Consider the following 22,253-nt stretch of genomic DNA (forward strand, 5'->3'; position numbering starts at 1 on the left):
TGTTCGACAAGGGAATAGATAAAATCAAAATCAATCACCGCATCCACTTTTCGAACTAAATGGTCTTCTGGCACTAAATCATCCATGGAGATGGCCACCATTTGGTGGCGAATATCGTCTTGATGTTTGGATAACATGTTCTTCACCTCTTGTTTTTTATGTCTAGTTCTCTCCTTAGTATAATCAAAAAAAAGACTGTAAACAAAAGTTTTTTCACTACTTTGTCTACAGTCTGAGTCTAGAAGTTATAACTTCTAGACTTTTTCTTGCCAACCAAAGAATATACAGGATTTAAAGATCAAAAAAGCTTGTTTTTTGTCTATAATATAGTCTGAAATAAAATATCAAGCCCAAATATCATTTTAAGAGAAGTTAAGATATTTAATCTGTAGAGATGGTTAGTTGATAAATAAAATACAATTATCAAATAATTAGTAAATATGTATATATTGCAAATGAATTACGTGATATAATTCATTTGTGATATTTAGATTAACAGAACAAGAAGGGAGCAACGATATGAAAAAGATAGCGAATTTATTACAAAAGGGAATTATTGGATTATTTGTTCTTGTCATCGTATTGGCGAGTATTCCTCAGAAAGGAAATGCGACATATAGTCAAATAATTTCTGAGAGTGATGTCCACTATAGTATGGAGATAATAAAAACCGATATAACTTATAATATTTTTAAAGATGGACCATATAACACGTCTGGGTCAACAAAATTGGTGAACTCTATTACCTATGTAGGGAAACCTTTGCAGGCAGTTAAAGAAAAGCTCGTAGACGATGGTCGAACATGGATTAACTTTCAAGATTTAGAAGGAAATGAAATAGGATGGATAGATAAAAGAGCTATCAAACAGGGAGCGGATTTTCGAGTGATTACTTCATCTAAGGATGTCAACTATGCCATGATGATAAAACGTACGGAGATTCTTTACAATGTATTTAAGAATGGCCCACATAATACGCCAAATGCTTCCTTGCTTACTCATTCGTCCACTTATATCGGAAAAGAATGGCATGCGGTGAAGGAAGTAGTGACGGATAATGAAAGAACTTGGGTTCATTTTAAAGGTTTAGATGGAAAAGAAATAGGCTGGGTAGATAAGAATGTGGTTGAACAAGGAAAAGATTATCAAAAAATTATGAATCAAAAAGATGTCAACTATATGGCAACTATTAATTCGGATCAGTATCAAATACATAAGAATGGACCAGATAACACGCCTAATTCATCGCTGTTAAGTAGTACGAAAGGGTATTTAAACGCTACTTTTCAAATTAGAAGAGAGGTGGTTACTAGCCAAAATGAAACCTGGCTATGGTTATGGTCTTTTGAGGGCTCTACATATAAGGAATTTGGTTGGGTGAATAAACGTGCGGTTAAACAAAATATTCCTTATATAGTAGTAGATAAAGAAGTTTCATCAACAAAGATTTTATCTAAAAAAGGAAGTAATGATATTCTGGGTGATGATGTCAATGTTATTAATGGGACTGGAACGAATTTTGATTCATCAGCCTATGTTTCTAAAACGGTACATGTTTTGAAAGAAAGGACATTAACTGTTACTTCAACTGGGAAAAAATTTAATCTTTCATATATTAATATAGACGGAAAAGATTTAGGATGGATTGAGAGCAAATATCTCACCGATTTTTTGAATGAGCAGTCGACTGTGACCTCCATAGAAAATGCTTTGCTAAAATATCTAGAGATGAATCATAATGGAATGGAAATTAATACAGATAAATTTGTTGAGTTTGCATTTGAACAATTGGAAGAAGATAAGGATGAAGATCTAGCTTTAAGAGAGGACTATGAGGTGATAAGTGCCTATCTAAGTGAATATATTAATGCTTGCAATGAAAAAGAAGTGTATCCAGAACTCGCAGATGCAACAAGTGAGCAAGAAGAGGAATCTGCTGATCTCGATGTTAATTTAGAGATTGAAGAAGTAACAAATAAAGAAGATCATACAAGTTCATTTGCAGCTGATTTAGACCCGATTGCTAGATCAGTTGACCATGAGATTATAGATTATAGTGAGGCTGCAGTAAAAGTTAATCCATCTTTATCACCATTAAATGAAGAAAAAGATAAAACTATTGGAGAAGTAATTGGAAAAGCAGTTGAAGAAGAAATCGAGAATAATGATCTAGAGGTCAGCGAAGATGAGTTAATGAGAAAAGGCTATAATCGAAATAGAGCCATAGCTTATGCAAAAAAATGGTATAAGCAATATAATCAAAACTACAGAAGATTCGGTTCTGATTGTACGAACTTTGTTTCTCAATGTATTTATAATGGTGGAAAGCCAGAAAAGGTTTTGCGTCCTGTTCCTTGTAGAATATACAGCACAACGAAATACTGGTATAGTCAACACGTGTATATAAAAACTTACTACACATATAAAACCATTCAAGTTTCAACACCGTGGATAAATGTATCTGATTTTGCAAGTTACTGGTCAGGAAAACAGCCTGTTCGTTCATTTACAAATGTAAATTCAGCTATATCTTATGCAAGGCCAGGAGATGTAATTCAATTTAGGAAAAAAGGTGCTGGAAGATACTTCCACTCTACTCTTGCAGTTAGCAAAAGCGGAGGAACACTGAGGTTAGCAAGCCATACATCTAGTTACTTTAATAGAAGTATCCGAGATATTATGCAACAAAAAGCAATGAAGGGAGCCTCCATAAGAGTTATTAGATTTTAAGAGGAGAAGAATATGAAAAAAAGATATTTATTTTTAAGCATAGCCATATTGATTATGGGAGGTTTTATGATTTTTTCTTATCTTCAACCGCCAATCATTGAAGGGCAAAGCTCAAATTGGAAAATTAAATATGAACCAAGAAAAGGGGATGAAGCGGATTCAGAAAAATTTCCTTGGACTGGAACTATAAAATGGAAAAAAATTGGAGACGTAAAGCTAATCAAGATTGAACAAATCGTTGGAGGGGAAACTTATCCGTTATTTGATGGGGATATGTTAAAAAAGGGAGAGGGAAATTTTGATGGAAAAACTTTGACTGATAGTGAAACTTATTATAATCCTCCCCAAAAAACAGAACTAAAGCAATCTACTTATTATAAAATTATGTGGGAAAAAGATGGGAAGAAGATTTCAGAGAAGATCAAGCTTCAATGGAAAAAACGATTATTTGTGAAACCTTTATTTTGACTTGTTAATGATCTAAAAAGCAGGCTGTCTAAAATCAGTCTGCTTTTTAGTGCCAATAGGAGGAGTATAAGCTATGGACCTAGTCATCACTGGGTGTGGTTTGTCAATGTTATGTGGCATTTGACCTGGCCAAAAAGTAGATGCTTTTCATTTATTAAGAGTAGTTTATCTGTTGAGATTTAAAAAGGAGTAGGAAATCGAAAAAACAATGAGAACTTTTTTCTTTTCATTTCACCCAAAAATTATCGATATATTGTCCATAGACTCCGACAAACTAATCTATGACCGGTATATCTAGTTTGTTTAAGTTACGGCACAATAATATGGAAATTAGAAAGAATGTATTCCGAAAGTGCAGTCAAAAACGACAATCCCGTTTTTTCATTCCGGGATTGTCGTTTCCGTTTAGTCGCATTATTCATCTTGATCAGGGTCGGCAAAGTTCGGTAGTCGAATTTCAAAGGTTGACCCTTTACTTGGCGCGCTTGAAACGGAAATAGAGCCGCCATGTGCTTTTACAAGCTGTTCAACAATCGAAAGTCCAATCCCAGATTCGCCGTAGCGGGTACTTGTGCGCGATAGATCGGCCTTGTAGAACCGGTCCCAAATCTGTTCAAGTTCTTTCGGGTCCATCCCAATTCCCGTATCTTCAATCTCGATGATGGTTTCCTTGTAATCACTTTTTCCTCGCAAAGTAATCGTTCCGTTTTCTGTAAATTGAATACTGTTCTTAAGAATATTAATCAACACTTGTGTCAATCGGTCATAATCAGCATAAACGGTTAAATCGCGTTCGACATCAATCCGCAGCTCGTCTTTTTTTTGCATTAGCAAGCGGTTCAAGCTGTTCCATGAGCAGTTCAGCAATCGACTTGACCGAAAAACGTGTTTTATACAGCTTAATTTTATTAGATCGAATACGTTCATAATCCAAGTTTTCATTGACAAGTTTCGTTAAGCGCCGTGATTCTTTATCAATCAAATGAATAACTCGTTTTGTTTCACTTTCAGGAATCACATCATTGACAAGTCCTTCGGTTAAACCGGAAATCGTTGTTAGCGGTGTGCGCATTTCATGCGAAACATCCGCAATGAATTGACGCCGCCTTTTTTCTTGCCGTTCTACTTCTTCACGTGAGGCAGAAAGAGTTTTTGTCATTTGATTAAAGTCGGAGGCAAGTTCGCCGATTTCATCCCAATTATTTTCTCTTAGGCGTGTTTCATAGTCACCAGCGATAACGCGTTTCGTTGCGTCACGTAGACGATTAATCCGATTGACTTGCAGTTTTGCGAGAATAGCGCTTAGAATCAACGCAATCGCAATGGAAAGCAGAATCGTAAAGAACATGTAGCGGTTAATCGCATCGATTACTTTTTCAGTGCCGCTGATCGGCGAGTTTAAAATGATTGAACCGAGGTAGGTGTCACCGTTCATCAGTGGGACGTAAACAACAGACATTTCTTGGTTAAACCTGTTGTCCACTTTGATGGTTACGGTTTTTCCGTTCTTCAGTTTTTTCGTATCGCTTTCTGAGATTTTAAAATCAGGCGGAAGCGGACGGCTTGAGGCCGGGAATAGCGTTTCATTGCTTTCGTTTAAAAGGGTATAACGAATGTCATTTACATCTAAAACGCGCTGATAAGCTTCAAGTGTCGAAAGCGTCTGATCACCGGCCGCGTGCTTTAACTCAGCACTGATTTTCTCGCCGTAATTAGTGAGTACCTCTACTTGCGATTCATAGAAGTAGTTTTTTAAAAACTGAGAAACAAGCAGTCCAATCAACAGACAAGTCACCAGTAAAATAATAAACTGGGTTAAAAAAAGCTGGTAAAGATATTTAAACTTCACAGCGCATCATTCCGTTTCGTCAAATTTATAGCCGACACCCCAAATCGTATGAAGAAAAAGATGTTCATCAGTGGCAAGCTTTTTCCGTAGCCGTTTAATATGAACATCTACAGTGCGTTCATCACCGTAAAACTGATAACCCCAAACACGTTCCAAAAGTTGCTCGCGTGAAAAGACTTGGCGCGGGTGCTCCATCAAAAAGCACACAAGATCAAACTCTTTTGGCGTCAATGCTTCAAGGGGTTTTCCTTCATAAAATATTTCGCGGGTTGACTTGTTTACTGTAAAATATGTGGTTTTCAGCAAATCTTTTTCTGCTGGATCATCAGTGTCGCCTGATTGGTTTTTTCCACGTCGTGATACAGCTTTAATCCGTGCGATTAAAGCGAGCGGACTAAATGGTTTTGTCACATAATCATCTGCCCCCATGTCAAGCCCGAGAACTTGATCAGATTCCGATTCTTTGGCTGTCAAAATGATAATTGGTACTTGGCTGATTTCACGAACCTTTCGGCAAATGGTCATTCCATCCATCGATGGCAACATTAAATCAATAATTAAGAGATCAAAATCTTCTTTTAGGAAGCGTTCATAGCCTTCTTTGCCATCATGAATAAATGTCGCTTCAATTTGCTCTTTTAAAAAGAAAAGTTCCATCATTTGTGTCACACTTTCGTTGTCTTCGATCATTAAGAGTTTCATGATTATCCCCACCTCACTCTTTAAAAGTAGCTTAAAAAAACCGTTTTCGCAAGTCTTTATAATAAGTTTAAAAATGTTAACACAGTTTGTTCATTATTTATTCATGAATTCCTTTTAAGATGGGTTTTGTAACCGAGAATGGAGGAATCATACATGAACTTTATCAAACGTGCTTTTTGGAGTATAAAAGCAAGGCTCGGGCGGTCAATTTTACTTTTTATTATCTTTACGATCGTTTCAGTACTTGTTCTATCAGGATTTACGATACAATCAGCCGCAAATAAAGCAAGCGAGCTCGCAAGAAAAGAACTTGGCGGAACCGTCACGCTAAGCTATGATCGTGAAAAACAAATGCAGGCGGCTCAACAAGAAAATTCAAATTCTTCGAGTGAATCGAGTTCGTCTACTGAAAAAACACGGCCGTCTTTTCGTACAACACCGGTCAAACTTTCAGCAGCAGAGAGCCTAGCTAAGCTCGATCACGTCGACAGCTATAATTTTTATTCAAGTACACAAGCACTCGCGAAGAACTTCGAGCCTGTCAAATCGAGCGGTGATACTTCGCAATCGGATGAAAGTAGCAATACATCAACAAGCGACAGCTCGAGTTCGGCAAATGAAGCAATGCCCGGCGGCGGATCGGTGGATGACGGGAACAGACCGCAAATGGTACAAGCTGATCTCAGTGTGAGCGGTGTACTCAACTCGGCAACTTCTACTGATTTTACAGGAGACTCGGCAGCGAAAATTACAAGTGGACGCGCGATTACAGCAAGCGATGTGGGCAAAAAAGTGGTAATCGTTGAGGAAACACTTGCAGAGCAAAATGAATGGAAAGTCGGCGATACAATTGAAATTCAGTCGAGCGACGAAGCAACAACAGTAGCACTTAAAATCGTTGGGATTTACAAAGCAAGGGATACGGGGACAAGTAACGACATGGCGAATAACTTCTCATTCCTTAATCCGTACAATAAAATTTATGTTCCATACACAGCCGCGAATACACTAAAAGGCTCCGACTACACGGATACGGTTGATTCGGCTGTTTATACGATGGATGACGCAGCTAACATTTCAAGTTTTGAAGCAGTAGCTAAAAAAGTGAAAACGGTCGACTGGGACGAATTTAAACTGGATGCAAATGACACGCTGTATAAACAAATGGTTGGTCCAATTGAAAATGTAGCATCATTTTCGAAAAATGTCGTATATATCGTGTCGATCGCAGGAATTTTGATTTTAGCGCTTCTAGTGATGATGCAAATTCGGGAACGCAAATACGAAATGGGTGTTCTGCTTTCAATCGGTGAAAAGAAAACGAAATTGCTTGGTCAATTTTTCGTTGAAATCTTCATCGTGGCTCTAATTTCCTTTGTAGTTGCGGGTCTTGCAAGTCCGTTTGTAGCACAAGTGGCCGGCAATCAACTACTCGAACAGCAAAATGCAAGTGCTGAAACAGCCACGTCGAACAGTTCTTCTTCGCAAGGACGTCAAAGCGGTGGACCAGGCGGAAACGGAGGCGGCGGACCGTTTGGAAATGCTAGTCAAACGCTGCAAAACTTAACACAAAACCAAGAAGAGATCAAAGAACTAAACATTCAAGTCACGCCGAAAGAACTTGCGAAAATGGCAGGAATCGGCTTTGTCATTGCCTTTATCTCGGTTGTTCTACCTGGAATCACGATTTTGCGTATGAATCCCAAAACGATACTGACGAAACAGGAGTGATCTGCGATGAAAAAAATATTAACATTTGAAGATGTCGGATACTGGTATAAAACGAAAGAAGAATCAATTCTCGAAAATATCAATTATTCGTTTGAAGAAGAAACATTTTATACAGTCGTGGGCAGTTCAGGTTCAGGAAAGACGACCTTTTTATCGCTCGCAGCAGGACTTGATCGTCCTAAATCAGGAGGAATTTTTTATGAGGGAAGTTCACTGGAGCAGATTGGATTGTCCAATTACCGCAACAAATTTGTCTCCGTTGTTTTTCAAAGTTATAACCTCTTAACTTATATGACGGCACTTCAAAATGTGATGACAGCTATGGAAATCACAAAAGTGTCGCATCCGAATAAAAAAAGATTTTGCGCTTTCGATGCTCGAAAAAGTCGGGATTGATGAAAAAAAAAGCGCGTCAGAAAGTCTTAACACTTAGCGGCGGACAGCAGCAACGGGTTTCGATTGCCCGAGCACTCAGCACTGAAACGAATTTGATTGTGGCTGATGAACCAACTGGGAATCTAGATGAACGCACAAGTAAAGAAATTGTCAAACTGTTTCAAGATCTTGCCCATGTTGACGGCAAAACGATCATCATGGTAACGCATGATCCGGAAATTTCAAGGGTTTCTGATGTCAAACTGACGCTTAAAAATGGCTCATTTTCATCCAATGTGCAAAAAGATACACTCGTAATTAACAGTTGACAACGAAAGCGAGCTTCTCTATAATTTGATGTATAACTGATATCGCATTTTTGTGAGAATATGATTATGAACGAGCGGCTTCAAAAGAGAGCTTTTCCTTGGCTGGAAGAAAAGCAAGCGCCTTTTATAATTGCTCTCTCACGTTAAAAAAAATCGCAGGCCTGCGTTAAAGGCATATGAAGAGGTAATGATACAAGTCTTGTATTGTTGCAAACAGGGTGGTACCGCGAAAATTCGTCCCTGTGAGCAACAAGGCAGGGCTTTTTTTTATTTTTTTGGAGGAGGGGAAAAACAGAATGAAAACACTATCAAGCAGTGAAGTAAGACAAATGTTTCTAGATTTCTTTAAAGAAAAAGGCCATACGGTGGAGCCGAGCGCTTCGCTAGTTCCCGTGAACGATCCGACGCTATTATGGATTAACAGCGGCGTAGCAACCATGAAAAAATACTTTGATGGTTCAGTAATTCCGGATAATCCGCGACTTGTAAATGCGCAAAAATCAATCCGGACAAATGACATTGAAAACGTCGGAAAAACAGCACGACATCATACGTTTTTTGAGATGCTCGGCAACTTTTCAATCGGAGATTATTTTAAAGAAGGCGCCATTGTTTATGCGTGGGAATTCTTAACAAGTCCAAAATGGATCGGCTTTGATCCAGATAAATTGTATGTGACTGTCTATCCGGAAGATGATGAAGCGAAGCAACTATGGAAAGAAAAAATCGGCTTAACGGATGATCGGATTATCGAAATTGAAGATAATTTCTGGGACATCGGCGGCGGTCCATGCGGTCCGGATAGTGAAATCTTCTATGACCGCGGAGAAGCATTCGGAAATGACCCAAATGATCCAGAACTCTATCCAGGCGGGGAAAATGAACGCTATCTTGAAATTTGGAACTTAGTATTTTCACAGTTCAATCACAATCCGGATGGGACTTATACGCCGCTTCCAAAGCAAAACATTGATACCGGGATGGGACTTGAGCGGATGGTCTCAATCATTCAGAATGCACCGACAAACTTTGAAACGGATTTATTTATGCCGATTATTCGTGACGTAGAAGGGATTTCCGGTGAAAAATACGGGGTTTCAGATGAAAAGGATACAGCATTTAAAGTAATTGCAGATCATATTCGTACGGTTGCGTTTGCGATTGGGGACGGGGCACTTCCGTCAAATGAAGGTCGCGGATACGTACTGCGCCGCTTACTGCGCCGCGCGGTTCGCTATGCTAAAGTTCTTGGAATTAATGAGCCGTTTATGTACAAACTTGTTCCGACGGTTGGAAGAATCATGAACTCATTTTATAAGGAAGTTGAAAATCAGCAGGACTTTATTGAAAAAGTGATTCGTACGGAAGAAGAACGCTTCCACGAAACGCTTAATGAAGGGCTTGCGATTTTGGAAGGATTAATTGAAGAAGCAAAAAATGGAGATCAAACGATTGCCGGGAAAGATATTTTCAAATTATATGATACTTACGGATTCCCTGTTGAACTAACGGAAGAGTATGCTCTTGACCACGCGCTTTCGGTTGATCATGCTGGGTTTGAAACGGAAATGGAAGCACAACGCGATCGGGCTCGTAAAGCACGTGCTGAAGTTCAGTCGATGCAAGTACAAGGCGAATTATTGCAAAACTTGAAGGACAAAAGTGTGTTTGTCGGTTATGAAACAACCACACATGCTTCGGAGATTTTATATTTGATTCAAGATGATCAGCTACTAGATGAAGCGAAACAAGGTAATGAAGTACAAGTTATTTTCAAGGAAACACCATTTTATGCAGAAAGTGGCGGTCAAGTAGCCGATCACGGAACTGTCCAAAGCGAAACAGGGCTAGCGTTTGTTAAGGATGTTCAAAAAGCACCTAACAAACAAAACATTCACCGGATTGTCGTTGAAGAAGGTGTCTTAAAAACGGGAGATCGTGTGAAGCTTACTGTTAATGCTGTTGAGCGTAAAAAAACGGTGAAAAACCATACGGCAACGCATTTACTTCATCGTGCCTTAAAGGATGTTCTCGGCGAGCATGTGAATCAGGCGGGTTCACTTGTTGCCCCAGATCGTTTGCGTTTTGACTTCTCTCATTTTGGGCAAATTACCGACGAGGAGCTTTCACGAATGGAAACGATTGTTAACGAGAAAATCTGGGAGCAAATCGAGGTTGGTATCAATGAAATGCCGATTGCAGAAGCTAAAGCACTTGGCGCAATGGCGCTATTCGGCGAAAAATACGGCGATATTGTTCGTGTCGTTCAAATCGGCGACTACAGTATCGAGCTTTGCGGCGGTGTCCACGTGAAGAATACGTCGGAAATCGGGCTGTTTAAGATTCAAAGTGAAACAGGAATCGGCGCGGGTACGCGCCGGATTGAAGCTGTGACGGGTGAAGCAGCATATCACTTTGTAACGGAAGCGCAAACAGAATTAGAAGCAGCAGCACGGCTGTTCAAGACAAATTCGGCTGAGGTTCTTACCAAAATTGAACAGCTTCAAGGCGAAATGCGTGAGGTTCGTCGCGAAAATGAATCGCTGCAGGCAAAACTTGCAAGTGCAGCAAGTGCAGATATTTTTGCGAGCGGAGCGGATGTTGGCGGTGTGAACGTGATTGCGAAGCAGGTCAACGCGAAAGATATGGCTGCGCTGCGGCAGTTTGCGGATAACTGGAAGGATAAAAATATCGGGGGCGTCCTAGTGCTTGGTGCAGTTTCCGGCGAAAAAGTGAATCTGATCGCTGCGGTTTCAAAAGAGGCAATCGCAGACGGGCTTCATGCTGGAAAAATCATCAAAGAGGTTGCTCAGCTTACTGGCGGAAACGGAGGCGGTAAACCAGACATGGCTCAAGCGGGTGGGAAGAATCCTGCTGAACTGGAAAAAGCTCTGGCTGCTGTTCCAAGTATTATTCAAGGTTTGCAAGGATAAAGGGGAAAAACGCTTGAGATCGTTAGCGCGATTTTGAGCGTTTTTTATAGTGAGGTGGTGAACTGGCTCGTACTTCTTTAAAATCTGTGCTATATTTTAACGGACGAAGATTTATTTAGGAAAGCTGTTTTTATTTAAGAAAAATCTTGATAAAATGATTTTTCAAGATCTTTTGAATGGAAGCGAAACGGGATTAAGCAATTGAGTTGGCATAGAAAAGAGCAATACATTTTGAAAATAAATCAAGTGTTTAGAAGATTTACCTCAAGCAGACAATTTTGACGCAAAGGGAAATGGGGGCTATGTTCGTGGAAAAAAATAACCGGAGTAAAGAAGAGGAATGGCTTTTCCAGCTTCAAAAAAATCGCCTTGAGCAGGAAGTGGTTGCTGATTTTGGGAAAAGCGCTGAAAAACAACTGCGAATTTTAACGCGTTTAAGAGACGATAATTTGTCATTTTCTGCTAATGAGCTTTCAAGTATTGAAGCTATGCTAGGCATGGAAGGCTATTTTCAAGAAGATATGGCGATTATCAGATGTCAAATCGGAGAATTGATTGCACAAACAGAGGAAAAAGTTCAATTTTATGCTGAAAGGCAAATTGAACTCGAGCAAGAAGAAGATCACTGGCTTGAACAGGCAAGCAACTGGGAAAAAAAATGAGAAGAATCAAACGAAAAATATGGATGAATAAGTTTAGCAGAAGGATCTATCGTTCTTTTCCAAGAAATATTAAAATTTGGTTAAGAGTTGAGCATTCCTTTGTCAATCTGGTTGGTTTAGTGTAAAATAGATTGGAAAGCGAAGGAATTGAGGTGTTGATTCGTTATGGGTACAAAAGATCAAACAATGTTTTACAATTTTGGTGATGATTCGATTGAGGAAGATGTTCGAAAAATCATGAAGCAAGTCTATCTGGCGCTTCAAGAAAAAGGTTATAACCCAGTTAATCAAATCGTTGGTTATCTGCTTTCTGGCGATCCAGCTTATATTCCGCGTCATCAAGATGCTCGTAATTTAATTCGCCGCCTAGAACGTGACGAAATTATTGAAGAACTTGTCCGAGCTTATCTTAAAAACAATGAAATTGGTGACAAATGAAGATTATGGGGTTAGATGTGGGGTCGAAGACGGTAGGCGTTGCGATTAGCGATGCACTCGGTTGGACTGCCCAAGGTATTGAAATCATTTCGATAAATGAAGAAGCCAAGCAATTCGGCTATAATCGCGTCAAAGAATTGATTGATTTGCATGAAGTCGAAAAAGTGGTTGTCGGACTGCCGAAGAACATGAATAATACGATTGGACCGCGTGCTGAAAGCTCAAAGAAGTATGCAGAAGTTCTTGAAGCGCGTACTGGGATTCCAGTTGTATTATGGGACGAACGGCTCACGACACAAGCCGCGGAACGGACGCTTCTTGAAGCAGATGTAAGCCGCAAAAAACGCAAGCTCGTCATTGATAAGCTTGCAGCTGTAATGATTTTACAATCCTACTTGGATGCAAATAATTAGAAGAGGTGAAAAGAATGGCGGAAAACCATACACACGACCACAATCATGATCACGATCATGCGCATGGCGAAGAAGAAAAATATATTTGGATTACAAATGAAGATGGAAAAGAAGAAAAATATGAAATCTTATTTGACTTTGATTCCGATGAGTTTGAAAAATCTTATGTACTTTACTTCCCAGCAGATGCATCTGAGGATGATGAAATTGAGATTTTAGCTTCTTCTTATGTGCAAGACGAAGAAGGGAGCCAAGGTCAGCTTAAACCCGTTGAAACTGACGAGGAATGGGATATGATCGAAGAGCTTCTTGCTACGTTCTTGGCGGACGAAGACGAGGAATAAATTTTAAAAAAGACATGCGGCATTCATTAGCTACATGTCTTTTTTGCTTTCTTTCCGCGCGCGTTTGTTCCAAATCTTGTAGGCTAGCCAGATGATAAACACAACAAGGAGCGCGAGTATCGTATAGCTAATCGGGCGAGTATATTTTTCAACAACCGACCAGTTTGAGCCTAATGTGAAACCGAGCCAAGTGAGAAAGATATTCCACGGAATACAGCCGAGAATCGTGTAAATCGTGAACTTTGAGAGATTCATTTTCGCAATCCCTGCTGGAAGCGAGATAAATGTGCGGATTACGGGAAGAACACGGCCAAAGAACACAGCAGATGCTCCGTAGCGGTTAAACCAATGCTCGGCTTGATCGAGATGTTTCACATTTTAAAAAAATATATTTCCCAAAGCGTAGCACGAGTGCGCGACCGCCTTTTTTTTCCAATGTAGTAGGCGATCAGCGAGCCGACAAGGTTACCGAGAATACCGGCAATGACAACGAGCCAAAAATTTAGTTTCCCAGCTTCGGCCATAAATCCGCCGAATAGCATGATGACTTCACTTGGGAGCGGGATACAGACGCTTTCGATCAGCATCGCAAGAAAAATGCCAAAATGGCCAAGCGTGTCGATCAAGAACATCACAAAATCCTGCAGGCTTTGAATGAGTGTGTGCAGCATAGTAAGACTCCTTTAATTCGTTCAAGTAATAATTAACTGTATCATTATAGCATAGATCAGTTGAAAAGAAGCGTGATATCATTTTCAGATGACGAATACGATAATGTTTGATACTATTAATAAAGTATTATTCTAAATTGAAAGAAAGAGGGTTCAACATGGAAAAATTTGTAGTGAAGGTACATATGGCAAGCGGCAGGTCGTACAGTAAGACAGTTGAAAGCGAAACACAGAAAAAAAGCAATTTCGGAAGCGCTTGTTCCAACGGGAGAAGGAACCTTCTTAATTGATGATGATGCGGGACGTTCTGTTCGGCTGTATAAGCGTAACATTGAATCGGTTGAATCAATCGAAGCTGGCGAATAATAACGTTGAAATGTTCTGAAAGAGGTGACTCTTTCAGAATTTTTCACATCGTTTGCTGGAAATTGTAAAAAGTGATAGTCAGCCGCCGAAAAAGTCGGTATAATGATTGAGATAAAGAATAGAAATGAGGGAATGCTCTTGGCGAGGTCAAAAGGCAAAACGATCACAATCATCATTGGAGTTATCGTGCTTCTGCTTGTTGTTGCTACCTTTTCAGGTTATTTTTATGTCAAAAAACAACTAGAAGCGAAAAGCCCTGATAGCAAACAAAAAATTATGGTTGAAATTCCTGCCGGTTCAAATGTAAAGTCGATCGGTTCGATTTTAGAAGATGAAAAGGTGATTAACAGTGCGACGCTGTTTTCTTATTACGTCAAGTACACCAATGAGACGAACTTAAAAGCAGGGCGTTATGAGCTTAGCCCGTCAATGGATACGGACAAAATCGTAAAGGTTTTGAAAGAAGGAAAAACGGTTGCACCTGAGAAGCTGGTTATTCCAGAAGGTTATTCGCTCGACCAAATTGCAGAGCGAATTGTGCAATATGTTCCTACGTTAACGAAAAAGTCTGTTCTTAAAGCAATGGACGACGCAGATTTTGTGAAAAAAATGATCAAAAAATACCCTGACACTGTAACAGAAGCGGTTCTTAACAAATCGATTAAGCACCCGCTCGAAGGTTATCTTTACCCGGCCACATATGAGTTTAAGGAATCTAATCCGAAAATTGATTCCATCCTTGAAGAAATGGTTCGCGCTACGCAGCTCAATCTCGTACCGTATCGTGATGAACTGAAAAAGCAAAACAAAACGGTTCATGAATTTCTGACGATGTCATCTCTGATTGAAAAAGAAGCGACGGCAAATGTCGACCGCAAGACAATCGCAAGTGTATTTTATAATCGTCTGAAAGAAAATATGAGGTTACAAACTGATCCAACGGTGCTTTATGCGCTTGGAAAACATAAAGACCGGACGCTTTATAAAGATTTAAAAGTAGATTCACCGTATAATACGTATCGCAATAACGGGCTTCCGCCTGGACCGATTGCGAACAGCGGTAAGACGTCGCTAGAAGCTGCCCTTTATCCGGAAACGACAGATTACTTGTATTTCCTTGCAAACACGAAAACGGGTAAGGTATACTTCTCGAAAACGCTTGAAGAGCATAACCGCTTGAAAGCAGAACATATTACTGGCAATTAATGTTGGAGTGAAAGGATTTTTTTAGAAAATGGACGAAACAATTCATGCCTATTTATTAGAACAAATTCCTGAGCGCTCGCCTTTCTTTTCTGAAATTGAAGCTTATGCGAAACAAGAAGGCGTTCCGATCATGGAAAAGGATTCGCTTCATGCGATGCTCCAAATTATGGCCATTCAGCAGCCAAAGCGAATTTTAGAGCTTGGGACGGCGATTGGCTATTCAGCACTCAGAATGCAAGAGGTGTTGCCTGAAACTGAAATTATTACGATTGAGCGAGATGAGGCGCGTTTCACACTTGCACAAGAAAACGCGGCGAAATTTGGGGCAAATCAGATTCAGTTTGTGCTTGGCGACGCGCTAGTTGATTTTGAAACTCTCCTTGCGTCTGCTCCGTTCGATGCGATTTTTATTGATGCAGCCAAAGCGCAATACGAAAAGTTTTTTGAGTTGTATGCGCCTTATCTCGCTGAAAACGGTGTGATTTATAGTGATAACGTTCTTTTTAAAGGACTTGCGCTTGATGAGCTTCCGGAAGTACAGAAAAAAGCCCGAATGGCGAAAAAGATGCGTGCTTTCAACGCATTTTTAAATGAGCAGACTGATTTTGTGACGAGTACCATTCCTCTTGGAGATGGGCTTGCGATTACGAGAAGGAGAGACGTCAAATGAAAAGAAAACCAGTTGTTGTAGGGGTGACTGGCGGATCAGGCTCGGGAAAAACGAGTGTTTGTAAAAAAATCTATGATCATTTTGATGATTGTTCGATTTTAATGTTGGAACAAGATTTTTATTATAAAGATCAATCGCATTTATCATTTGAAGAACGACTTGAAACAAACTATGACCATCCGCTTGCTTTTGATACGGATCTTTTGATTGAACATGTGAAGAAGCTTCTGAACTATGAGGCCATCAATAAACCGGTTTATGATTATACAATTCATACACGATCAAGTGAAGTGATTCATCAAGAACCGCGTGAAGTGATCATTTTAGAAGGAATCTTGATTCTAGAAGATCCGCGCTTGCGTGATTTGATGGACATTAAAGTTTATGTAGATACTGATGATGATATTCGGATTATCAGACGGTTACTTCGCGATATTAAAGAACGTGGGCGATCGCTTGATTCCGTTATTGAACAGTATTTGACTGTTGTAAAACCAATGCATAATGAATTTATCGAGCCGACAAAGAAATATGCTGATATTATTATTCCAGAAGGCGGACAAAATCATGTGGCGATTGATTTAATGACAACCAAAATTGCTGCAGTACTCGAGGAAAATCTGCACAACTAAGGACTCGGCCTCTTGAAAAACCGTTTGTTTTGCGGTAAAATGCACGTAGTAAATAGGAAATTTGCTTGAAGGAGCAAGGAAAGCTTCTTCTTATATAGTGGAGATTCTAAAAAAGTGCGGAGTAACCTCTCCGTACTTTTCTATACTTATTTGATTTTGATATAAAAGGAGAGAACAAATTTGGCAACTGAAAAAGTATATCCGATGACAATTGAAGGAAAAGAAAAACTCGAACTAGAACTGACAGAACTAAAAACTGTGAAACGTAAAGAAGTTGTAGAACGCATTAAAATTGCGCGCGATTTCGGCGATCTTTCGGAAAACTCCGAGTATGATTCGGCTAAAGATGAACAAGCTTTTGTTGAAGGCCGGATTACGACACTAGAAAATATGCTGCGTAATGCGCATATCATTGACGGTTCTGAAGTGGACAATGATACAGTAACGCTTGGTAAAAAAGTGACTTTTGTTGAAGTTCCAGATGGTGACGAAGAAACATATGTCATCGTCGGAAGTGCGGAAGCTGATCCGTTTAACGGCAGGATTTCAAATGATTCTCCAATCGCAAAAGGACTTCTTGGACATACAATCGGCGAAGAATTAGTCGTTCAAACGCCTGGTGGAGATATGACTGTTAAAATTATTAATATCGAAGCATAATTTCTGCTCTTTATAACAAGGTGGTGAAAACTTGTGGCTGACCGACAAGAAAAAAAACAAAAACCGGCGTGTGAAACAAAATAATGTGGATGGTTCTCGGCTTGAAACGAATACGAAACGCAAGAAAACAAATCTTGTGCTCAACATTTTGATTATCATCGTTTCGCTCTTGATTATTGGCTCTGTTTATTTTGTGATCTTTGCAACTGAAAATAAAGGCGACACACCGGCAACAAAAACGGCATCTTCCGTCCAAAAGAAGGAAGATGCCGCAAAAAAAATCGACAAGTGACGAAAAGAAAAAGTCGGAAACAGATAGCAAGGAGGACAGCAATGCATCGACAAGCGATGATCCTAACGTAGCAGAAGTAATTGAAAAAGACTGGAAACCAGTCGGCACAAAGCAAACTGGAGACCACATCAACTCATATGATGCAACAAGTACGGACTGGAAAGAAAAAATCGAAGCATTCTCGAAAGCTACCGGAATTGCGAGCGATCAGATGACACTTTGGTTTGTCGGAAGAGGAAGCGATCCATCGACTGAATCGATTGGAACAGTTTCCAGCAAAGAGAAGCCGGATGAAACATTCCGTGTTTATATTTCGTGGCGCGACGGCGAAGGCTGGCAACCGCTCAAAGTTGAAAAACTGAAGAAAAATGATAAACGTTAGACGTCTGGTTACTTACCTGGCGTTTTTGTTTACGAAGGAGGAACAAGTGTGATAGGGATTATTGGGGCAATGAAAGAAGAAGTGGCGATCTTGCGCGACCAAATGACGGACTTGCAAACGGATCAAATTGCGGGAGCGAATTTCTACCGCGGCCAAATTTTTGATCAAGAAGTGGTGTTGTTTGAATCAGGAATCGGAAAAGTTAATGCGGCTGTTTCAACCACGATACTATGCGACCATTATAAACCGGAAGTGATTATCAATACCGGTTCCGCTGGCGGAATCGGTCCAGATTTAAACGTGGGCGATGTGATTTTATCTGATCAGCTAAGTTACGGGGATGTTGATGCAACTGTATTCGGCTACGTGTTCGGACAAGTACCGCAAATGCCTGCGGTTTATCAAGGCGATCGCTCTCTTCTAAAAAAAGCAGAACGCGTTTATGATGAGTATCTCAAAGAAACGGAAAATAAAGCCGTGTTCGGTCTTGTAATCACAAACGATTCTTTCATTTCGAAAGATGAGCAGCGCGAACTGATTTTAGCTAACTTTCCAGAAGTACGTGCCGTTGAAATGGAAGCAGCCGCGATTGCGCAAGCCGCTTACCGTTTTGACACACCTTTTCTGATCATTCGTGCCATTTCAGACGTGGCTGATAAAGAAGCAGCCGTTTCATTCGATGAGTTCCTTGAAACCGCAGCACGAGCTTCTTCCGATTGCATCCTAGCTCTTATTAAAGAATGGAATTAAAAAAAGCGGAAAAGATACCTCTGAGTATCTTTTCCGCTTTTTATACGTATTAGAGGTTTTCTGTCAGTTCTAGGAAGTCACGAACATCTTTAGCTGTGAGTGCAACAGCATCTTCCCAGAAATCTGGTTTCGTCAAATCAACATCGAGATGTTTTTTTGCAAGCTGTTCAGTTGTCATTGCCCCAGTATCTTTTAAAAGGGAGATGTATTCATCTTCATAACTTTCACCTGCAAGAATGGCACGACTGTAAATACCAAGCGAGAATAAATAACCGAACGTATAAGGGAAGTTATAGAACGGCACATCAGCAATATAGAAGTGCAATTTCGATGCCCAGAATTGCGGATGGTACTCATCAAGTACATCCATATAAGCTTCGCGCTGTGCTTCTTCCATCAAACGATTGAGCGCATCAACAGAAAGAATGCCTTTCTTTCGTGCTTCATAAAAACGTGTTTCAAACAAGAAGCGGGCATGAATATTCATGAAAAAGGCAATGCTGCGACCGATTTTATCATCAAGTAGCGTAATTTTTTCTTCTTTCGTCGGAGCTTCTTTAACAGAAGCATCAGCGATAATCATTTCTGCAAAAGTCGAAGCCGTTTCGGCCACGTTCATCGCATAATCTGTATTTTCGTAGGGCTCATCACGAATCACATGTGAGTGGAAAGCGTGTCCAAGTTCATGGGCAAGTGTTGCGACTGTAGAAAGGGCACCATCGTAAGTCATAAAAATCCGGCTTTCTTTTTCTACCGGGAAGTCGGTGCAAAATCCGCCAGGACGTTTGTTATCACGATCTTCTGCTTCGATCCAGCGGTTTTCAAACGCATGTTTTGCGAATTTCGCCATTTTTGGACTGAATTTATTAAACTGTTCTAAAATAAAATCGGCACCTTCTTGATAGGTATATTTCTTTGGTTCTCCGGAAAAAATTAGCGGAGCTTCGACATCGTAAAAGCTAAGTTTTGGAATGCCGAGTAGTTTCGCTTTTCGTTCCAGGAAAGAAACAAAAATCGCTTTATTTTCGCGGATTACATTCCACATTGCTTGAAGCGTCGAGTTTTCCATCCGGTTTATCGCAAGCGGTTCACTGAGCACGTTATCCCAGCCGCGCGTTGCATATGTTTGTAGCCTAAATCCAGCAAGATGATTTAGTGTGTCTGCGAAAAGACGGCTGTCCGCTTGGAAACTTTCCGTATAAGCTTTAAAGACAGCCTGGCGCACTTCGCGCTTCGGATGATTCAACATGTTGAGTGCTTGACCAGCCGAAAGATCTTGCACTTCACCGTCGATTTCGACTTTGACGCGCACTTTTCCGATAATCGTGTCATAATGGTCTGACCAGCCTTGATATCCGTCGATCGCAAGGGCATTGATGACAGCCTCTTCTTGTTTCGTGCCTTTTTTGCGGCGATTTTCTCGCGCTTCATTTAAGACAAAAGCAATTTGGCTAAACCCATTCTCTGCCAAAATTTCATTCCAAATCCGGTCATCGACTTGGGCGAATTTGTCGTGCCAATCATCTTGGGCAGTTTGGAGTTGTGCCGCATACGCATAAACGCGCGCCGCAATTTCAACTGCGCGTTCATCATTCACATTCGCAGATTGAACACATTCTAAGAACGAGCCTGCGTTCATAAGCACCTTAGAAATATCCGCATTTTGATTGATCAAGAGAAGAAATTCAGCTGCATCTTCCACGTTTTCAGGAATGCTCCACTCTGCTACATTTTGCGTAAACAAGTCCAAGTCGTCTTTAATGGCTTTCAGCGCCTCGTGCAAATCTTCGGATGTGCTTCCCCCTTGATAAATTGAATCAAGATCCCAAATTTGGGAATAATCTTTCGTCATAAATTTCTCCTCCTTGAGTACCGGTTTTTAGGATAAAGATATCCACAATTACTTCTTTATTATAGCAGTATCTGAGCTTTTTTTTGTAAAATAAGCGAAAACATGATAAAATTTGTAGGTTATCTCTTCTACAAGAAGATATGTTCGCGAGAGAATAAGAAAATGAGGTGCAGAATTTGTTAAAGCAATTTTCGCCAGATAAAATGTTGAATTCGCCATTTGGCATCACGGCTGAACACTTAAAAAAGATGGGCAAAACAACGATTTTAACCGATCTTGATAATACACTGATTGCATGGGATGAAATGGATGCCACACATGAAATCATCAACTGGTTTACCCTGCTTGAAGCGGAAGGGATCAAAGTCATGATTCTTTCTAACAATTCAATTGAGCGTGTGGAACGAGTAGCGAAAGCAACGCGGATTCCATTTATTGCCAGAGCGAGAAAACCGCTTGGGAAAAACTTTAAGAAAGCACTGAGCGAACTTGATTCGCATCCAGAGGAAACCATCATGATTGGCGACCAAATTATGACGGATATCTTTGGCGGAAATCGACAGAAACTGATGACCGTTTTTGTTCGTCCAGTCAAAGAAACTGATGGAATGGCAACGAAATTTAACCGTTTTATGGAACGGATTATCTTAAAACAATTAACGAAGAAACAAAAAATGGAATGGGAGGATTCACTTTGACAGAAGAACTTAGATGTATCGGCTGTGGTGCCATTATCCAATCGGAGGATAAAACAAACCAGGCTATGCACCGAAATCATCGCTTATGAAAGAACAAGTTATTTGCCAGCGCTGCTTCCGCTTGAAGCATTATAATGAAATCCAAGACGTGCCGCTTACCGATGACGATTTTCTCAAAATCTTGAATGACCTCGGAAAAAGCGACGCGCTAATTGTTTATGTCGTGGATATTTTCGACTTTGACGGTAGCTGGCTTCCAGGCTTGCATCGCTTCGTTGGAAATAATCCCGTTCTTCTTGTCGGCAACAAAGAAGACTTGCTGCCAAAATCACTGAAACGCGACAAACTTATTCGTTGGATGCGTCGCCGTGCAAAAGACCTTGGTCTTTTATCAGAAGATGTAACCCTCGTTAGTGCGGCGAAAGGCAGTGGATTTGATACATTGCTTGAAAAAATCGAAGAGTTACGAGCTGGACGTGATGTGTATGTTGTCGGCTGTACGAATGTCGGAAAGTCAACGCTGATTAATCAGATCATTAAACGTGCTTCTGGGGAATCTGACGTGATTACAACTTCACAGTTCCCTGGAACAACGCTTGATAAGATTGAAATACCGCTTGCTGGTGGGAATGTGCTTGTTGATACACCAGGGATTATCAATCATCATCAAATGGCGCACTTTATCGGACCGAAAACGCTCAAACTGATAACCCCGAAAAAAGAAATTAAGCCACTCGCTTATCAGCTGAATGATCAGCAAACCTTATTCTTTGGTGCGCTTGCACGGCTTGATTTTACCGAAGGACCGCGTTCGTCATTCATCGTTTATATGTCGAACCAACTTGAACCGCATCGCACGAAACTCGAAAAAGCCGATCAGCTCTATGCAACTCAAAAAGGACAGGTGCTTACGCCGCCTGATGAAGCTGGGGTTGCTGAATTACCTGAGCTTACACCGTATTCATTTGCAATTCGCGAAAAAGCAGATATCGTTTTTTCTGGACTTGGCTGGGTGACAGTTCCGCATGGCGGTGTGAAAGTCACAGCTTGGGTGCCGAAGGGCGTTTCCGTTTCGATTCGCGAAGCGCTCATTTAAGGGG

The 22,253-nt window shown here is 40.4% G+C and carries 17 protein-coding genes and 6 pseudogenes; 18 read left to right on the forward strand and 5 right to left on the reverse strand.

From position 1 onward, the window contains the following. A pseudogene (locus MFLO_RS16300) lies at positions 1 to 137 on the reverse strand (IS5/IS1182 family transposase); the annotation flags it as partial. A 382-nt stretch (positions 138 to 519) separates the two neighbouring features. Here MFLO_RS16300 and MFLO_RS05120 point away from each other — a divergent pair. Both MFLO_RS05120 and MFLO_RS05125 read left to right on the forward strand, forming a co-directional pair. Then, positions 520 to 2,730 (forward strand): GW dipeptide domain-containing protein, encoded by a 2,211-nt coding sequence (locus tag MFLO_RS05120; RefSeq protein WP_036096830.1) that lies wholly within the window; start codon positions 520 to 522, stop codon positions 2,728 to 2,730. A 12-nt stretch (positions 2,731 to 2,742) separates the two neighbouring features. Further along, the gene (locus tag MFLO_RS05125; RefSeq protein WP_036096832.1) at positions 2,743 to 3,198 is read left to right on the forward strand and encodes a hypothetical protein; all 456 of its coding nucleotides are present in this window, start codon (positions 2,743 to 2,745) and stop codon (positions 3,196 to 3,198) included. A gap of 414 nt (positions 3,199 to 3,612) precedes the next feature. On the opposite strand, the pseudogene pieS reads toward MFLO_RS05125, so the two are convergent. Both pieS and pieR read right to left on the reverse strand, forming a co-directional pair. Next, positions 3,613 to 5,047 (reverse strand): annotated as a pseudogene (pieS, locus tag MFLO_RS05130) (two component system sensor histidine kinase PieS). A gap of 6 nt (positions 5,048 to 5,053) precedes the next feature. Beyond that, positions 5,054 to 5,749, reverse strand: a complete 696-nt coding sequence (gene pieR / locus MFLO_RS05135; RefSeq protein WP_036096835.1) for a two component system response regulator PieR — start codon at positions 5,747 to 5,749, stop codon at positions 5,054 to 5,056. Positions 5,750 to 5,902: 153 nt separating this feature from the next. On the opposite strand from pieR, the gene MFLO_RS05140 reads away from it, so the two are divergent. From MFLO_RS05140 to MFLO_RS05175, 7 genes and pseudogenes are all read left to right on the forward strand, one after another. Further along, positions 5,903 to 7,480 carry an ABC transporter permease gene (locus tag MFLO_RS05140; RefSeq protein WP_036096836.1) on the forward strand — a complete coding sequence of 526 codons (1,578 nt, stop codon included), beginning with the start codon at positions 5,903 to 5,905 and terminating at the stop codon, positions 7,478 to 7,480. A gap of 6 nt (positions 7,481 to 7,486) precedes the next feature. After that, positions 7,487 to 8,184, forward strand: a pseudogene (locus MFLO_RS05145) (ABC transporter ATP-binding protein). 296 nt (positions 8,185 to 8,480) lie between these two features. After that, a complete protein-coding gene (gene alaS, locus MFLO_RS05155; protein WP_036096838.1) occupies positions 8,481 to 11,117 on the forward strand; it encodes an alanine--tRNA ligase in 2,637 nt (878 codons plus the stop codon). Between the two features lie 308 nt (positions 11,118 to 11,425). Then, positions 11,426 to 11,779, forward strand: a complete 354-nt coding sequence (locus tag MFLO_RS05160; protein WP_036096839.1) for a hypothetical protein — start codon at positions 11,426 to 11,428, stop codon at positions 11,777 to 11,779. A 165-nt stretch (positions 11,780 to 11,944) separates the two neighbouring features. Beyond that, the gene (locus MFLO_RS05165) at positions 11,945 to 12,217 is read left to right on the forward strand and encodes an IreB family regulatory phosphoprotein (RefSeq protein WP_036096840.1); all 273 of its coding nucleotides are present in this window, start codon (positions 11,945 to 11,947) and stop codon (positions 12,215 to 12,217) included. Then, positions 12,214 to 12,630: a Holliday junction resolvase RuvX gene (ruvX, locus tag MFLO_RS05170; RefSeq protein WP_036096842.1), complete on the forward strand. Its 417-nt coding sequence runs from the start codon at positions 12,214 to 12,216 to the stop codon at positions 12,628 to 12,630. The genes MFLO_RS05165 and ruvX overlap by 4 nt, the downstream gene beginning before the upstream one ends. A 14-nt stretch (positions 12,631 to 12,644) precedes the next feature. Beyond that, positions 12,645 to 12,974 (forward strand): DUF1292 domain-containing protein, encoded by a 330-nt coding sequence (locus MFLO_RS05175; RefSeq protein ID WP_036096843.1) that lies wholly within the window; start codon positions 12,645 to 12,647, stop codon positions 12,972 to 12,974. 30 nt (positions 12,975 to 13,004) lie between these two features. Here MFLO_RS05175 and MFLO_RS05180 read toward each other — a convergent pair. Next, positions 13,005 to 13,645: pseudogene (locus MFLO_RS05180) on the reverse strand (DedA family protein). A gap of 216 nt (positions 13,646 to 13,861) precedes the next feature. On the opposite strand from MFLO_RS05180, the gene MFLO_RS05185 reads away from it, so the two are divergent. The 7 genes and pseudogenes from MFLO_RS05185 (at position 13,862) to MFLO_RS05215 (ending at position 18,603) form a co-directional block, all read left to right on the forward strand. After that, positions 13,862 to 14,011: a hypothetical protein gene (locus tag MFLO_RS05185; protein WP_241433549.1), complete on the forward strand. Its 150-nt coding sequence runs from the start codon at positions 13,862 to 13,864 to the stop codon at positions 14,009 to 14,011. A 138-nt stretch (positions 14,012 to 14,149) separates the two neighbouring features. Continuing rightward, positions 14,150 to 15,217, forward strand: coding sequence for an endolytic transglycosylase MltG (gene mltG, locus MFLO_RS05190; RefSeq protein WP_149022972.1), 1,068 nt, complete (start codon positions 14,150 to 14,152; stop codon positions 15,215 to 15,217). A 28-nt stretch (positions 15,218 to 15,245) separates the two neighbouring features. Further along, the gene (locus MFLO_RS05195) at positions 15,246 to 15,887 is read left to right on the forward strand and encodes an O-methyltransferase (protein WP_036096845.1); all 642 of its coding nucleotides are present in this window, start codon (positions 15,246 to 15,248) and stop codon (positions 15,885 to 15,887) included. After that, entirely contained in the window at positions 15,884 to 16,519 is a 636-nt protein-coding gene (udk, locus tag MFLO_RS05200; RefSeq protein WP_036096846.1) for a uridine kinase, read from the forward strand. The genes MFLO_RS05195 and udk overlap by 4 nt, the downstream gene beginning before the upstream one ends. Before the next feature lie 180 nt (positions 16,520 to 16,699). Continuing rightward, positions 16,700 to 17,179, forward strand: coding sequence for a transcription elongation factor GreA (greA, locus tag MFLO_RS05205; RefSeq protein ID WP_036096848.1), 480 nt, complete (start codon positions 16,700 to 16,702; stop codon positions 17,177 to 17,179). A gap of 37 nt (positions 17,180 to 17,216) precedes the next feature. Beyond that, positions 17,217 to 17,853, forward strand: a pseudogene (locus MFLO_RS05210) (YrrS family protein). A gap of 69 nt (positions 17,854 to 17,922) precedes the next feature. Beyond that, on the forward strand, positions 17,923 to 18,603 hold the full coding sequence (locus MFLO_RS05215; protein ID WP_241433552.1) for a 5'-methylthioadenosine/adenosylhomocysteine nucleosidase: 681 nt from the start codon (positions 17,923 to 17,925) through the stop codon (positions 18,601 to 18,603). A gap of 49 nt (positions 18,604 to 18,652) precedes the next feature. Here MFLO_RS05215 and MFLO_RS05220 read toward each other — a convergent pair whose 3' ends face one another. Further along, complete coding sequence (locus tag MFLO_RS05220) at positions 18,653 to 20,455, reverse strand: M3 family oligoendopeptidase (RefSeq protein WP_036096850.1); 1,803 nt, start codon at positions 20,453 to 20,455, stop codon at positions 18,653 to 18,655. 176 nt (positions 20,456 to 20,631) lie between these two features. On the opposite strand from MFLO_RS05220, the gene MFLO_RS05225 reads away from it, so the two are divergent. Together MFLO_RS05225 and yqeH are read left to right on the forward strand one after the other, a co-directional pair. Next, a complete protein-coding gene (locus tag MFLO_RS05225) occupies positions 20,632 to 21,153 on the forward strand; it encodes a YqeG family HAD IIIA-type phosphatase (RefSeq protein ID WP_036096851.1) in 522 nt (173 codons plus the stop codon). Then, positions 21,150 to 22,249, forward strand: a pseudogene (yqeH, locus tag MFLO_RS05230) (ribosome biogenesis GTPase YqeH). The gene MFLO_RS05225 and the pseudogene yqeH overlap by 4 nt, the downstream one beginning before the upstream one ends. Positions 22,250 to 22,253: the final 4 nt, after the last annotated feature.

Source organism: Listeria floridensis FSL S10-1187, assembly GCF_000525875.1.
Classification (GTDB): domain Bacteria; phylum Bacillota; class Bacilli; order Lactobacillales; family Listeriaceae; genus Listeria; species Listeria floridensis.

What these genes read in the sequence shown, in the direction of transcription:
- MFLO_RS05120 (WP_036096830.1), top strand. Translation starts at nt 520, where the DNA reads ATGAAAAAGATAGCGAATTTATTACAAAAGGGAATTATTGGATTATTT.
- MFLO_RS05125 (WP_036096832.1), top strand. Translation starts at nt 2,743, where the DNA reads ATGAAAAAAAGATATTTATTTTTAAGCATAGCCATATTGATTATGGGA.
- pieR (WP_036096835.1), bottom strand. Translation starts at nt 5,749, where the DNA reads ATGAAACTCTTAATGATCGAAGACAACGAAAGTGTGACACAAATGATG.
- MFLO_RS05140 (WP_036096836.1), top strand. Translation starts at nt 5,903, where the DNA reads ATGAACTTTATCAAACGTGCTTTTTGGAGTATAAAAGCAAGGCTCGGG.
- alaS (WP_036096838.1), top strand. Translation starts at nt 8,481, where the DNA reads ATGAAAACACTATCAAGCAGTGAAGTAAGACAAATGTTTCTAGATTTC.
- MFLO_RS05165 (WP_036096840.1), top strand. Translation starts at nt 11,945, where the DNA reads ATGGGTACAAAAGATCAAACAATGTTTTACAATTTTGGTGATGATTCG.
- ruvX (WP_036096842.1), top strand. Translation starts at nt 12,214, where the DNA reads ATGAAGATTATGGGGTTAGATGTGGGGTCGAAGACGGTAGGCGTTGCG.
- MFLO_RS05175 (WP_036096843.1), top strand. Translation starts at nt 12,645, where the DNA reads ATGGCGGAAAACCATACACACGACCACAATCATGATCACGATCATGCG.
- MFLO_RS05195 (WP_036096845.1), top strand. Translation starts at nt 15,246, where the DNA reads ATGGACGAAACAATTCATGCCTATTTATTAGAACAAATTCCTGAGCGC.
- udk (WP_036096846.1), top strand. Translation starts at nt 15,884, where the DNA reads ATGAAAAGAAAACCAGTTGTTGTAGGGGTGACTGGCGGATCAGGCTCG.
- MFLO_RS05215 (WP_241433552.1), top strand. Translation starts at nt 17,923, where the DNA reads ATGAAAGAAGAAGTGGCGATCTTGCGCGACCAAATGACGGACTTGCAA.
- MFLO_RS05220 (WP_036096850.1), bottom strand. Translation starts at nt 20,455, where the DNA reads ATGACGAAAGATTATTCCCAAATTTGGGATCTTGATTCAATTTATCAA.